10 protein-coding genes are annotated in these 13,671 nt (G+C 56.5%); 2 read left to right on the top strand and 8 right to left on the bottom strand.

What is annotated here, in order from left to right; all coding sequences use genetic code 11:
* Positions 1-177: 177 nt before the first annotated feature.
* Positions 178-843, top strand: a complete 666-nt coding sequence (locus tag NKH90_RS20330; RefSeq protein ID WP_352820580.1) for a DUF6088 family protein — start codon at positions 178-180, stop codon at positions 841-843.
* Positions 840-1,883 (top strand): nucleotidyl transferase AbiEii/AbiGii toxin family protein, encoded by a 1,044-nt coding sequence (locus NKH90_RS20335; RefSeq protein ID WP_352820581.1) that lies wholly within the window; start codon positions 840-842, stop codon positions 1,881-1,883. The genes NKH90_RS20330 and NKH90_RS20335 overlap by 4 nt, the downstream gene beginning before the upstream one ends.
* A 120-nt stretch (positions 1,884-2,003) precedes the next feature.
* On the opposite strand, the gene NKH90_RS20340 is transcribed toward NKH90_RS20335, so the two are convergent.
* From NKH90_RS20340 to NKH90_RS20375, 8 genes are all read right to left on the bottom strand, one after another.
* Complete coding sequence (locus NKH90_RS20340) at positions 2,004-3,224, bottom strand: hypothetical protein (protein WP_352820583.1); 1,221 nt, start codon at positions 3,222-3,224, stop codon at positions 2,004-2,006.
* Entirely contained in the window at positions 3,211-4,356 is a 1,146-nt protein-coding gene (locus NKH90_RS20345) for an AAA family ATPase (protein ID WP_352820584.1), read from the bottom strand. The genes NKH90_RS20340 and NKH90_RS20345 overlap by 14 nt, the downstream gene beginning before the upstream one ends.
* Positions 4,353-5,477, bottom strand: coding sequence for a hypothetical protein (locus NKH90_RS20350; RefSeq protein WP_352820586.1), 1,125 nt, complete (start codon positions 5,475-5,477; stop codon positions 4,353-4,355). Before NKH90_RS20350 ends, NKH90_RS20345 begins: the two co-directional genes overlap by 4 nt.
* A 52-nt stretch (positions 5,478-5,529) precedes the next feature.
* On the bottom strand, positions 5,530-6,861 hold the full coding sequence (locus NKH90_RS20355; protein WP_352820630.1) for a DNA methyltransferase: 1,332 nt from the start codon (positions 6,859-6,861) through the stop codon (positions 5,530-5,532).
* A 2-nt stretch (positions 6,862-6,863) separates the two neighbouring features.
* Complete coding sequence (locus NKH90_RS20360; protein ID WP_352820587.1) at positions 6,864-8,243, bottom strand: hypothetical protein; 1,380 nt, start codon at positions 8,241-8,243, stop codon at positions 6,864-6,866.
* A gap of 656 nt (positions 8,244-8,899) precedes the next feature.
* Complete coding sequence (locus NKH90_RS20365; RefSeq protein ID WP_352820588.1) at positions 8,900-10,891, bottom strand: DEAD/DEAH box helicase; 1,992 nt, start codon at positions 10,889-10,891, stop codon at positions 8,900-8,902.
* A 25-nt stretch (positions 10,892-10,916) separates the two neighbouring features.
* Positions 10,917-12,380 (bottom strand): BREX system ATP-binding domain-containing protein, encoded by a 1,464-nt coding sequence (locus NKH90_RS20370; protein ID WP_352820589.1) that lies wholly within the window; start codon positions 12,378-12,380, stop codon positions 10,917-10,919.
* Positions 12,377-13,669 (bottom strand): BREX system ATP-binding domain-containing protein, encoded by a 1,293-nt coding sequence (locus NKH90_RS20375; RefSeq protein ID WP_352820590.1) that lies wholly within the window; start codon positions 13,667-13,669, stop codon positions 12,377-12,379. Before NKH90_RS20375 ends, NKH90_RS20370 begins: the two co-directional genes overlap by 4 nt.
* Between the last annotated feature and the right edge of the window lie 2 nt (positions 13,670-13,671).

The raw sequence follows: 13,671 nt of genomic DNA on the forward strand, positions 1-13,671 counted from the left end.
CAACCAGGATGATGTCTTGCGCCTGCGGAAGGAGGCATTCGATGCTCCGGCCATTTTCCTTCAATGCGAAAGTGCGAGTTCCTCTTGGAGTTTTGGGCGCGACGGAGTGTCCGAAACTTGCAGCATATTTCGGACTCATGCCTTGCCTTTGTCCGAAACTTGTGACATATTTCGGACATGCCCATAGTTGAGACCGATACCGATCTTCGCTCGCGCCTGCTTGCCCGCATTGAGTCCAAACCCGACGAGGTCTGGACCCCCGGCGACTTCGCCGATCTCGGCGCGCGCGCCGCCGTGGACAAAACCTTGCAGCGACTGGCAGCCGCCGGGGAGCTGCGCCGCATCGACCGAGGCCTCTATGACCGGCCGCGCGTGAACAACCTGACTGGCCGCGCCACAGTGCCGGATTATCGCGCTGTGATCCGCGCCGTCACGCGCCGCGATCGAGCGCGCGCCGTCATCGATGGAATGACGGCCGCCAACGACCTCGGCCTGACGACCGCCGTCCCCGCCCGGATAGAAGTGCTGGTCGATGCGCGGTTGAAGCCAATCAAGCTCGGCACGCAGGAAATCCACTTCAAATACGCTGCCCCTAGCCGCCTCTATTGGGCGGATCGGCCGGGGATGAGGGTCGTCCAGGCCTTGCATTGGATGCAGGACATGCTGACCCAGAAGGGCGAACGCAAGCGTATCCAGGCGACGTTGCGCCGTCTGTTTGCCGACCCCAAGCACGGCGAGGCCATTCGTGAGGATCTGCGCGCCGGTCTCTCCGCCGTGCCGATCTGGATGCAGGAGTTCCTCCGCGAAATCCTGAGGGCGGACCCGCACGAGGCGAAGCCATGAGTACCGATGCTTACCGCCAGATCATCGCGGCATCCCCACGTGACCGGCTCGACCTGTTCCTCGCCACGGCCAATCGGATCGGAGCTCCGGTGGGCAATGTCGAAAAGGATTTCTGGGTCTGCTGGACCCTCAATTCGCTCTACCACGAACGGCCTGCGGGGGAGCCACGGCTGCTTTTCAAGGGCGGGACGTCGCTGTCAAAAGGCTATGGCCTCATTCGGCGTTTTTCCGAGGACATCGACGTTACCGTGTTCCGCGACGATCTCGACGAGGCTGCCTCCGTCGAAGAGCTTGAGGGACTGTCGAACAAGAAGCGCCGCGCCAAGCTCGACGCCATCCGGGACGCCTGCCGTGCGTATATCACCGGCCCGCTGCGAGCCTTCCTCACCGCTCAACTTGCCGACATGACGAACGGTGCCGGCCGGGTGGAAGTCGACGAAGCCGATGCCGATGATCAGACCCTGCTGCTCTGGTATCCCGAGGTCGAGCGGCGTGATGGCGCCTATGTGCGACCGGTCATACGCCTCGAGTCCGGGGCAAAATCGGCGCTCGATCCCAATCGCCCCATCACGATCACGCCCTATGTCGCGGAGGAAGCGGCAGGCATTGATCTCACCGTCGCCGACGTGACCACGATCGAGGCGACCCGCACCTTTTGGGACAAGGTGGTGATCGCCCATGGATTGCGCCGATGGTATGAGCGGCGCGGCGAACTGCGGCAGGAAGGCCAGCGGGTGTCTCGGCACTATTATGACCTGCACTGTCTTCTCGGATCTGAGACCGGAAAGGCCGCGCTCGGCGATCTCGTTCTTGGCGCCGATTGTGTGCGGCACGCACGAATGTTTTTCGACCGTCCCGACTATGACCTCGCCTCAGCAGTCCCGGGCAGCTTCGCGATCGCAGCCGCTCCAAAGATGGTGGACGCGCTCGCGCGCGACTATGCCAATACGGCGGCCATGATCTTCGGCACTCCGCCGAGTTTCGATGACATTCTGGAATCAGCACGGCAGATTGAGCAGGATATTAACACCCATTCCTAGTCGCCTGGCCACGTCGCCGTGGCATCATCAAGGCGTTGTCGATCAAATGGTCTGCTACTTCAAACGCGAGGACATCGAAAAACTTCACGCTGGCAGAGAGGACATCCGAGCATGGCACCATCATGAACGAATCGCGCGATACACGGCACGTTGGACAGCAAGTTTTCCCGTTTTCAGAGGGACGAAGGCCACCGCTACCTTATTTGCTCCTCTAGTTACGGTCTCGACCTCGAAGCTGGAGAATGTTGGCGCAATCCCTAAACCCCAGTACGGTTCGATCTGAAGGTTCTCTTTGTATCCCAACATTTTGTAGATGATCTCAGATAGACTGCTTCGAGCCCTGTTTTTCGCATCGACCAAGAGAGTCTTTGTTTTTCCTTTTTCCGTCGTTTCAATGACAAAGTCTGGAATGGATCGGAGCACCTTTCCTGTACGCTTCCACAGATAGCTGTAGTGTCCCGGCAGATGCTGCGCTTGATAATAGACTTTCACCTCAATGCCAGCCACGGTTCCAGTTAGGAGCGGCTTGCCAGTACGAAAATGCCGTTCATGGACCTGATAAGAGTCAAGAGTTCTTTGGAGCGCTCCTAGAATCCAACCAAGGCAGATAAGCTCAAACAACCTGTCTTCATATCTCTCATCGTTGGACACCATGAAAGAGATCATCCCAGCCGCCGCTTCCACTGCCTTTGCATCGGAGAGTAGAAGATCAGCAATCCTATCAATTGTACTGCCTTTTTCGCTCCACCCGGCGACGACCCTACTTTTGACAATGCCTGCCAGATTTCTGATGACCGGTCTCGGTCGTGCCTTCAATTCGCTCCAAGGCGGCCTGGCCTCAATTTGCATAAGGTCTCGCGCCAGATTGTTCGCGAGCTTTCCCTCTGCCCCGCCTTTACGTCGCCAGTAATTACAGACACGGATCGAGAGTCGAATTGACTCCGAGATGAGGAGCGCTTCAGGCGTTTCTATGGTACGTCTTGTTTGCAGAACGGGAATGGTTCGGAAGCGGTTGTTCGCACGCTCGTGCAAGAGACGAGGAACCAATAGCGCGCCCTCGAGGCGCATCTCTGCGTAATGAACTGAATGTTGAAACGCAGGCTTGAGGGAGCTTTCAGCGTCTTGAATCAGCCGGGACAAGAGACGGGCTTTGGCTAATTCAATCCGGCTCTGTATCTCCGTTAAGAAAATGTCTTCGTCAGTTTCCGCGCGCGCAGCAAGGCTTACCGATGCGAGTCCGTATTGCTCAGGAGTAATGTAGGCAGAAAGAAGCCCAAGGCCCGACTCAATCGCTGCTTCCCACAACGAAAGGCGCGAGGAACTGGAGTTAGTCCATTCCATGCAAGAACGCTGCGATTCGGTTGCCACTTAACGTCAGGTCGGGAAACTTGGACTGAAGCGCAGCAGGGAAGCCATCATCAATCCGATTCCTGGTGCTGTCGGTCTCAAGCATCGGAACCAAACGCGCTGAGATAGCTCTGTCGAGCAGGCTCCCAAACTCTGCTGTCGCGTCGATCCCAGTTGTTGTAGCCAACACCATCAAATAGGACAGCACATCAATTACCGAGGCCGTCCCGATCGGGATTCCGCCGTGTTCCCCGGAATCGCGGAAGAAGCCAAATACCTCCCGCAAGTGCGCAGACTGGCCGTCTATCGCTGTGAGGGCTCCGGCTGGTTCGCTGCCAAGTGACGCTTTGACCATCTCAGCAGCCCGCTTGCGCGCGACCTTGAGCTCCCCGTCGGGAATTAGCCCGCTAGAATCGCTCCTTGGCGGAAGAATAAGAACTTTGGAGAACCGACGACGCAGGGCTCCCGACATTGATTGGACAAAACGTGTATCATACTCATTGATTGTCGCGATTATTCGAAATCTCGACGGTATGCTCAATGAAGGTCGACCTTTGAGATAGTGAAGCGGGATGGATGGATCCTCGCCTCCCGCCAATGCGGTAAAGAGGGGCCCGAAAGCTCGGTCGATCTCTGCGCGATTCATCTCGTCGATTAGGAGCCAATGTCCCTGAGGACCAGTTCCGGTATCTGCATATGAGACGATTGTGTTCGCGCATTGCAGCACAGCGCTGCTCACGACACCGTGCTGGGGAGATATACCCCCGGTGTCATTGAGTGTTTGGGTGCCGATGGTGTCATAAATCGACCACTCTGCATTGGCGGTTGCACAAGAGACTCCGACATTGAAGGCCTTAGCCAAGGCCTTCGCTAGGCTCGTTTTCCCGCTGCCCGGTGGACCCGCTAGGATCACGTGTCCCATTGCAGCCGATGCGATCAACTCGTCCAACGTAGCCGGATTATAGAAGCCTGTCTCAGCCAGAACCTGTTTTGTCGACTTGGGCTCTGGCAGAACCAATGGTAGATGAGCGACCTCGCTAACCCGCTCAGGCGCATCCACGAAGTCGGAGGGCGGCACGGCTCGTGCTTCCGCTAGAGTGCTCAGAGTTTTCACTACGTCTGTCACTGAGGGTTTCCGAGAGTTCGCTTTAACAATGTGAGATCCGTGATCGGGCGTCCCGCGCCTAACTTCAACCGGATACTGCCGTCCGAGCGCTGCTCCTTGGCGTCAATTCGCAGCAAGTTGGCAGTTTCGCCAGGATGAAAGCATTGAAGTAATACGGGTAACTGGCACAAACTTGGCCCTCCAGTCACATAAATGACAGCGCCGCTCTTGTCCAAAGAATAGGAAGTCAGGTCTGCTATCGACTGACCGTTTAAGTCCACGACCTTTGGCGAACCCGATGCGAGGTAGTGGGGACAGGCTGCGCCTACCAGGTTGGAATAATAATCGTCGACATCGGACCATGTCCGAGCACTTATGACGTCAGTCTTTGAACCCGCGCACCCTGCCTGAAAATGAAGGACCGTCTCAACAACCGACCATAAATTGGGCACGACTGAAAGTACTCCAGTCGCTCGTTCGTAGGATAGCAACGAATCGCCTACACTCATATGTGAGATCCAGTAGATACGATAGTTCATCTCGTCTTTGCCAGTAAGTTCGTCAGACGTGGCTAAGTTTTTCGACTCCTTCCTTGCAGATAGTATTTCATCGATCACAGAATCATATTTGTCAACAGACCAGAGCCGTCGCATAGGTCCCATGAATTCATGCAGGGCGATGTGACCGCCCAAGTCGCGTATGGCCTGCCACAACGCAGCGTAGGGCCGAATTTCGCATGCCACTCTATCGGCGGCTGACAGACGCGGGCTTCCATGAGACTGAGGACGGTTCACCTGACACTTAGACAAGGCGAAAACAAGAAGTGCGGTTGCTTGGTTTATCTTCTTGGCACTTTGTGATGCCTTGCCATCATGCACGATGTCATAGAACTGGCGTCCGAGCTCGGTGAGTACGATTTTATTCGACCCATGGGGAACGTACAGGAGCCCGATTTCCTCGAAGAGCGATTTACGAGTCTCAACCTGATTGCTGCTGATGGTAAAGAGCTGTTTCGCGTCGGAATAAGAAGTTCCGTCGATGGCAGCGGTCGCGAGCGTGACGAAATCGCCACACCTTTGTTGAGCTTTTTCCGACCCCGCCGGATGCAACATTCCGACGTGGCTTGTTGGCCAAACTAGCACGCTAACGCCTCCCTTTCCCCGGAGGCACGATAACTGATTCCGGCTCAGATATCTAATTTGCTACTTGATCTGGCGAGACCCGAAATGCCGGGAGCGGCAAACGGCTTCTGATCCTATCTGCGGAAGGTCGCTTTTGCAGCGCGATTACCCAGTCCATCAAGATGATGCCCCCGCGGCCCTTACGGGGAAATTTCATATAGTGACGCCTAATCCGGTATCCGAACGCATCGACAAGATGTAGACCGTGAGAGGCACTGAGTTCGATCAAGGCGTCATGGACGGGGAGCTGCCCGCTCTCAGTTTGGCTATTTCCTACTACGAGAATATAGTAACCGTTGTTTTTTAGCACTCGTGCGGCCTCCGCAAAATGTTGCTTCATAGCCGCAAAATATGAAATAGCGGCGGCCCTACGATAATCTGGCAAAGTAGCGCCATCTATAAGTTCGAATAACTCCGATGGTAGAGGTAGCTCTGCTTCCGGCTGCTTGCTACCCAATGCGCGCTTCCTAGCTGCATTGAATTTTTGTCTCGATGAAACACCAAGAATGTCGCCAAGCCAGAAATACTCCAGCATCATGTTATACATGTAGTCCACCGAATCCACGTACGGGGGACTGGTCACAATCAGGTCGACGCTGTTGTCTTCGACTGGCAAGGAGGTGGCGGATGCTTCGTAGAGCTTGGACGTTGTCGATCCTCTCGCCGAGTTGAGACTATCCGCCGAACGAATTGCTTTCTCCAGGTTGCGTGTGAAGGTTGGACGAACCAGCGGGGGCACCTTTTTTAGGGTACCGGATACGTACGTCTTTTGCGTCTGGTCGTCGGCATTCGAAACGGCGCGAAGAATTGAGCTAAAAACACATAGGAAGAAGGTGCGCTCTTGGGGAGTGCAATCCAAAGAGAGAATGTTCCTCCGGATGCTTTGTAACGTGCGCCAAGCTTCCGCGTTGAACCAATGTTCGAAGTTCTTTACCCCTGACATTGGAACAGACAGTTCTCCGCCGTCGCGAGCGATGGAGACGGCCAGTTGGGCCTGAAAAGTCCGTAGGCGCTGCGTATCCAGCTTGGAAGTCTTGGCGCGCGCAATGAGACATGAGAGAGGATCAATATCGATCCCCTGCCCCACGCGTCCTGCTGCGATTGCTTCAACGATGCTAGTACCAGACCCCATGAAGGGGTCCAGAACTACATCACCCGGCGCTGAGAATTCCCTGATCGCCCACCGTGGAATTTGAGGGATGAACTTAGCTGGGTAGCGGTGCAACCCATGTGTATATGGGCTGGTTTGGGACGAGAGATCAATCGAAACAATTTCCCCAAATTCCAATTCGGACAGGGGCGGAAGCTCGAAAAAAGACCGATGAGAGAGGGTGCGGATATCCATCTTCAAGGAAGTAGAACTACGATTGATTCTCTCATGAAATGTTCAAATCCTGCAAGAGCAGTCCTTTGTTGTGGCGCAACCGTCAGGTGACGAGTTACCCAAATCTCGGTTTCCCCAAAGCCTGCCAGTTCTGCTGCTCGCGCCGTCAAGCTGTCGGAAGGTATGATTACCCCGGCGAACGCTGAATTGCCAACCACCACGTGGCATGTACCGTCATCTGTGAGCTTTTCTCGGCACTGACGCAGGACTTCCACCATGTCAGAGAAATAGCCTCGGAGCAGATCAGGCACGCCCATCCGCCAACTGCTAGACTGCCGATCCATGTCAGAGATCAGCGCTTCAAGTTCGGGCAGGACAACGGACTCCCGCTTCAAATCGGCGCCTAAATGGGAGCGAAGAGACGACTTTCGAAGCCTTTGGAGGTCTGCCTGGCTCTCCACAAATCCGCCGAACCATAGCTCGACCTTCATCGACTCGAAATAATCGAAGCGGTTCGCGTATGGGGGTGAAAAGACAATGGAATCGAATCGACCGGGCGCCAGATTCGAGAGTTCAAGCGCATTGCCGTTGCAGACCTCGCCCCGTCCCTTCATCGTGGCCCACGCCTCTGCATCAAGAAGCATATTTCGGACGTGCTCTAAAAATGAGCTGATAACGTAGCTTTTTTGATCGGAACCGAAACGTTGTAGCTGCCACCCCTCCTGTCTCCGAATGTATTTTCCGGGTCGACGAAGTGCATTTCGATACTTAATCCCATTCCCCTCTTTGAAGTAGCTCCCTACTTTCTCCAAAATACCAACCCAAGCAAGGAGCAAGAAGTTCCGAGACGCAGTAGAGGATGGATAGCTCTGAATGTGTCGTTTCAAGTTCAAAATACAGGTTAATATACTAGGTTCAAAAACCTTGTTAGCTATCTGAGTGTCCGGAATGAGACTGAAAACATCTGCATCTAAATCCAAAGTGGACAACGATGATGCGAAATGCTCAACGTCTGACAATTCAGAGAGTGAGAGAGCGTGGAGCTTCACTTGAGCAACGAATGTCGCCAAAGGGTTCAAGTCAATTCCAAAGGAGTTCTTATTCCGCTGAGCTGCCCCGACCAAGGCCGATCCACAACCGCAAAAGGGATCCAGTATCCGGTCTCCAAGGTTCAGAGCCTGAACCAGCTCGGGGGAATAGGCCTCGCGATACCTGAACCAGCGATGGAACGGAGCGTTCTTGCCTGATGACCAGTTGACCAACGCAGATAGGTCAGGTCGCTCGTGGAACCGCCACTCGCCATCGATTTTCTCCAGTTTCCTCTTCAGGCGTGACGTCAATGAAGCATGAGGATGAGCGTCAAGGCGATCTTCCCTGAACGGGTCTTGAGTAACACCTTCCACCACCTATCCCCCTCGTTTCACACTCGGCTCCGATTCGAGCAATCTACCTGCGGCAGAGTCCGACTGGAATCCCCAAATTAAAAATGGTCCTCCCGCACAGTTGCCGACTGAAGCTGGCCATTCCGTCATTTTGCGTTCCGGATGGTGCATGCCATATTTGCGTTTCAAAAAGAGCACGGAATACTTCCGCCAAAACTTCTTGAACTGGCCGATTCGGTCCGTCAGCAGACAGCCGAGGATTTTGCCTGCAACTCGCCGGATATCATTTTAAATGTGAACAGGCGTCTCGTCATGACCCTCATATCACCAAACAATTGCTTAGCGTGCCGATCGGCGCCCGGTCCCCGCGCCGAAACACATTTTGGAGTCCTGTCGACTGGCGAGAAGTCGGCCGTCGCTGGCAGTTAGTCCTCTCGCGTTCCGCGTCAGGGATGACAGCCCGCAAGGGTGAAGACCCGGCTCTGGGGCTTCAGCGCAGCCAACAGCCCGGCCCGCAGGGCGACGCCCGCTCTCATTCCATCTCCGTCGCCTTCTCACGATTTTGCTGAGTGCCAGACTTTGAAATAGGCCTGTGCTTACGAACGGTACGCTGGGGGGAGCCGCAGTAAGCTGCACAAACCGCCACATTCTCACACTTAAGTGCAATCCGAGACCATCTAGTCTATCGGCATGGATCCGACTATGTCGATGCCAGAGATGCGATCTAGCCAGCGGTAAAATGGGGTCCAGGGTATCGACCGACGCTTCTCATCCGCGGCCAAACGGTTCGATAGCTCGCCCAAAAAGCGACTGGGACTCGCGAACTTCGCAGCCACGCTAATTGGGAAGTCATTGGCTCGTTCCGCCTGAGACGCCAACTCCCGAACGCCTTCGACCGATATCCTCATCGCAGAGACCGGTCCGCCGATACCGATGTCGGATGGCAGGAACCGCCGTCCCGTCGCCTCGCGCATGAGGAGGGCAGCGAGCAGAGTGTTGAACCGCACGCCTCCCCAAGTCGCCAGCCTGGCTCCCTCCTGCTGCCACCGGGTCGGATCATGGCCGTGTTGACGCGCGAGGCCCCATACGACGCTGCGGCTTACCGGCAAACCCGAACCGGCCGCTTTGATGCGGGCTAGAGGCTGGGAACGGGACACCCCTTCCGCAAGGAACGCGCCGCCTTCGGAGCCCACCACCAGCTTACGCATCGACCCGCCGATGAACACTGCACCCCCCGCGCTGGACTCGTCTGCGTCGCGGATTGCGGCTTCTCCGGTGCGAAGGTCTAAGACGGCGGAGCCCGGTTGTCCCGCAATGACGGTGTGGATGCGCCCCGCATCACCTTCGTCCATAAGGCGGTCGGAGGGAATCAGGGCTCCGCGGATGCTGGTTAAGCAATCGGTGTCGATCATGTCATCGATGACGGGCTTGTGGGTGTCGGTGCCGGCCTCCGCGGCCAGAGCGGCAACGGACAGAGCGCGATCCTGCCGCGTGGCGCGCCAACACAGACTGAGTATCTGCTGAAACCGGACCGAAGGACGGTCATACTCGTAAGCGTCGTCGAGGTCGCCGCGCCGCCCGCAATCGATCAACGCGCGCATCATCCGCTCGTCATCGTCGGAGGTCTTGAAGGCAGCTACTCGGCAGATGCCGCTGCGGCGATTGCCACGTCCAATACGTTGGAGAAAGGCGCTGACAGTCGAGGGCGGGTCGGCCAGGACGACAGCATCGATGTCGCCGATGTCGATGCCGATCTCCAGTGTCGATGTAGCGACGCAGATACCATACCGATTTGCACGCATCTCGTCTTCGACTCGCTCCCGATGGGACGCAGACAATGCACCGAAATGGAGGTGTACCGGCCATCGCCTGCCGTTGAGCTCTCGGTGCAGATGCGCCGCTAATGCGTGCGCGGCATTGCGGGAGTTCGTGAATACCAAAATCTTCTCAAGGCCCGCCTCGTCCACCCATCGGGCCAGAGATCTGGCTCGCGCGAGGTACGGATCGACACTGGCATCCGCCGCTATCCGAATGAGCTGGAGGTCTATCTCCCTTGGTGAACCGTGTGCGATAATCTTGGCATCGTTGCCCAGCCAGATCCGGGCAACGCCTTCCATGTCGTCAAGCGTTGCCGTCATCCCAACAATTTGGAAGCTGTCCCGTGCTGATTTCGGCGTCACGGCGGCTCTTCGGATGCGTTCGATCACATGGCGCAGTTGTTGGCCACGAGCCTGACCATGCAGGAGGTGAATCTCGTCGATGATGACGGCGCGCACCCCCGCAAGCGCTTCCGGACGACGCAATTGCAAGGAGTCGAGTGCTTCAGGGGTTGCCAGCAAGCAGAACACGCCGGAAGCCGATCCGAGTTCGTGGCGGTCTCCCGTGTAGCGTGAAATCGCGCTCGGGAACCTCGTGCCGAGATACCCGATCAGCCTTTCGTGTAGATCGTTCACGAGCGCCTTGGTCGGCGCGACATAGACCGTCGAGATAGACTGGCGCGTGAACGACATGTGCCGCTGAAAGAGCGGGGTGACGGCGGCTTCCGTCTTGCCCGATGCTGTGGGCGCCGCGAAAAGCACCTGATGCCCCCGGACGATCTCTGACATCACGGCTGACTGCCCCTCGTACGGCTGCCGTCCGTCGAAGAAGATCGGGAAGCCGTCTGGCATCATTCGCGCCAGGTGGGAGCGAGTTTCAGTCATCCCAGGGGAGCATCTCGCCGGCGATCTGTCGAGCCGCCTCGTCGATCAACTCGACCAGCTCGTCACTATTAGTCGCTCCGTCGCGGCTCATTAGGACGGCAGGCGCGAAGCCGGCAATCTTGGTCCAATTGCGCAGGATCCGCTCAGATACGGGCGTTTGGTCAAAGTGGTGGCGGAGTGTTGCTGCGATCCGCGCCCTCAGCCCGGGGTCCGCGAGCAGCTGCACCTTCGGACCAAGGCGTCCTGCACTTTCGGCAAGGAAGGCCTCACACCACTTCTCGTAGTCACTCTCGCATGGCGGTTCCAGATGAACCACGTCTTTTGGATCGTGGATTAAAACGCTCATCTCACCCATCTTTCGCTTCAGGTCATGGGTATCCTCGCCCTCAGTCAAGCCCACGAACAGCGTAAAATGGGGGCCTTCCTTCCAGAAGGGTGGCAGGTCGAAATGCTCGTAGTCGCTCTGCGGCTTCTGGAGGTCCTTTCGCGGCGCGTGAGCACAACGCGCGATTATATCGAAGAAGTTGTTCGCCCGAATGTAGCGGTTGAACGAGTAGCTTCGGACATGTTCGGCCTCGTCGATAATGAGGGCCAAGCCTTTATAGCCAAGCGCCTTTAGGATTTCGTGGAGAACGACGAGATTGTAGGCATAGATGAGTCCCGTGTCTTTCGTCTGAGGCAAGATTGGGATCTGGGTCTTGTGACCGCCTCGCCAGCTGAGCGAGCGAATGGCGCCGATCTGTTTTACCTGGCCGGCAAGCCAGCTCACCGCAGCCACGTAGTCCGTATCGTCGCGACGATGAGAGAGATACAGGAGGGCTTCCAATCCCTTGCTGAACCAGGGCGACCTCTTGAAATAGGGAAGGTCGCGAACGACTGACCAATTGTCTCGGATCTCTTTAATAAGATCGAAGAAATCTGCGCTTCTGCTGCCATCAGCACGCATCGGAAATTCAAGCCCGCCGACGAGACCTTGGTAAACGGTAGCAGGCTTGGCCGGATCGGCCGCCTTCGGGTCAAGCTCAAGCGATGCCGTGACCCAGCCGTCGCGGATGGCGACCGCTTTGACAAGGTGCAGGTGATGCGACTTGCCGGAACCGTAATACCCCATGAAGATCCGGCAAACGCCATCCTCCGATGCGTTCGCTAGTAGTGAACCTATCTCGTCCGACGCCTGCTCACCGCCTATCGTGAGATCTACAAGTTGGTCGGGGTCAGTCGGCACCACACCAAGATTGACCGCCTCGAACGACTTCCGAAAGGCGAAGTCCGTGGAGGTTTGCCCACGGGCCGGTGGAGGTGCAGCCTGTTTGGACTGCTGGCGAGGCATGAGTTCGCCGGCGACAACGTCCAGCGCCTCGCCAAAGAACTCGACGGTAGCCACGTCACCGAGGACCGCCAGAACTGTTCCTATCCCGTATTCCGCGTGTTCGACTTGGGTGCCTGATACGATCATGCGCCATCACCATCAAGCGGAGGTTCATTGTTGCTGACAAAATCATTCGCCTGTTCGGCACTGATCGGGCGCTGCTCGTCCTTTTGTTGATCAAGAAAACGACAGTACTGATAGACGAAGAAGCGCGGCTTCGGCGTCTCGAACAACAGGTCCTTCTGCGCCGCAACAATTGCTCGCATGTTGGCTATCTGGGTCGGCACATCCCATGCCATGCCGTGGGCTTGACCGAAGACGCTCAAAAGCTTTTCACCAATGCTGTAGATTACCGCCTCGGAATTGGCCTCCTCGATATTGATGAGCGGCACCATGGGGCTGCCCCTCGAAAAGGCCTTGGTGCCTATCCGATCCTGGAGTGCTCGATAGGTGCTGATCACCTCTGAGCGAAAGTCCGGTGTAGCGGCGTAGAGGAACATGACCCCGCCGAACTCGCCGTCGGCGTTTTGGTTGATCATAGTGAGCAGGTTTTCGATTGCCTGCCTCTGCTTCGCCGAGCCACGGCGGAATGAGGACGTACGCGTTCCTTCATCGAATGCGATGAAGAAGCCTTTATACCCCATGCGGCTGCGCAGAAATGAGATGACCGTCTTGAGTCGCCGAAACGCATTTTCATCGCGTGCCGGCTCGAACAGACCAATACTTTTTAGGGCCGTCGATCGGACATTGTCACCGCGAATCCACGAGATCAACTCATTGTCGCCGACGGAATCGGCTGCGCCGCACGCCAGCTTCAGCAAACGCTGGCTAAGTGCAGTGAGAGCAGAGGCCATTTGTTGATCTGGAGCACCTCTCCAGAGTCCTCCGATCTGCTGCTCAATCTGCCGTTGGACTAGCTCAGGCACATCACCACCGGGTTGCGCGCCGAGCTGTTGAATTCGACGCACGATCCAACTTTCGATGAGGATTTCGATGCCCTTGGAGTCGTTCCCGTTCAGTTGGTTTTCGATCGGCGGCTGAAACGACTCCATGATTGCGCGGAATATGGCCACCGGTGAGTTGAATGGACATTCGGCCCCAACGGTAACCAGAGCCGTGACGACATCCTGCTCGCTTGCGCGACTGGCTAAACTGTTGATGAACTGTGTCTTGCCACTTCCATAATCCCCTTCAAGATACTTGAAGCAGCCAATTCCCTCGGCGAGGTCACCGCGGAAATAGTTGTGGTCAAGAGCGTCGAGGATATGATCCGTACCGACGTTGATGAAGTGAGAATACTTGCCCGGCGCGATGGGCGAATTGAGCAGGCCTCTCACAAGGTGCTTCGCGTCGATCTTGTTGATTGCGACTTCCACTG

The sequence above is a fragment of the Mesorhizobium sp. M0898 genome (genome assembly GCF_040319695.1).
Classification (GTDB): Bacteria; Pseudomonadota; Alphaproteobacteria; order Rhizobiales; family Rhizobiaceae; genus Mesorhizobium.

Coding starts and splice junctions, on each gene's coding strand:
- NKH90_RS20330 (WP_352820580.1), top strand. CDS start 178: ATGCCCATAGTTGAGACCGATACCGATCTTCGCTCGCGCCTGCTTGCC.
- NKH90_RS20335 (WP_352820581.1), top strand. CDS start 840: ATGAGTACCGATGCTTACCGCCAGATCATCGCGGCATCCCCACGTGAC.
- NKH90_RS20340 (WP_352820583.1), bottom strand. CDS start 3,224: ATGGAATGGACTAACTCCAGTTCCTCGCGCCTTTCGTTGTGGGAAGCA.
- NKH90_RS20355 (WP_352820630.1), bottom strand. CDS start 6,861: ATGGATATCCGCACCCTCTCTCATCGGTCTTTTTTCGAGCTTCCGCCC.
- NKH90_RS20365 (WP_352820588.1), bottom strand. CDS start 10,891: ATGCCAGACGGCTTCCCGATCTTCTTCGACGGACGGCAGCCGTACGAG.
- NKH90_RS20370 (WP_352820589.1), bottom strand. CDS start 12,380: ATGATCGTATCAGGCACCCAAGTCGAACACGCGGAATACGGGATAGGA.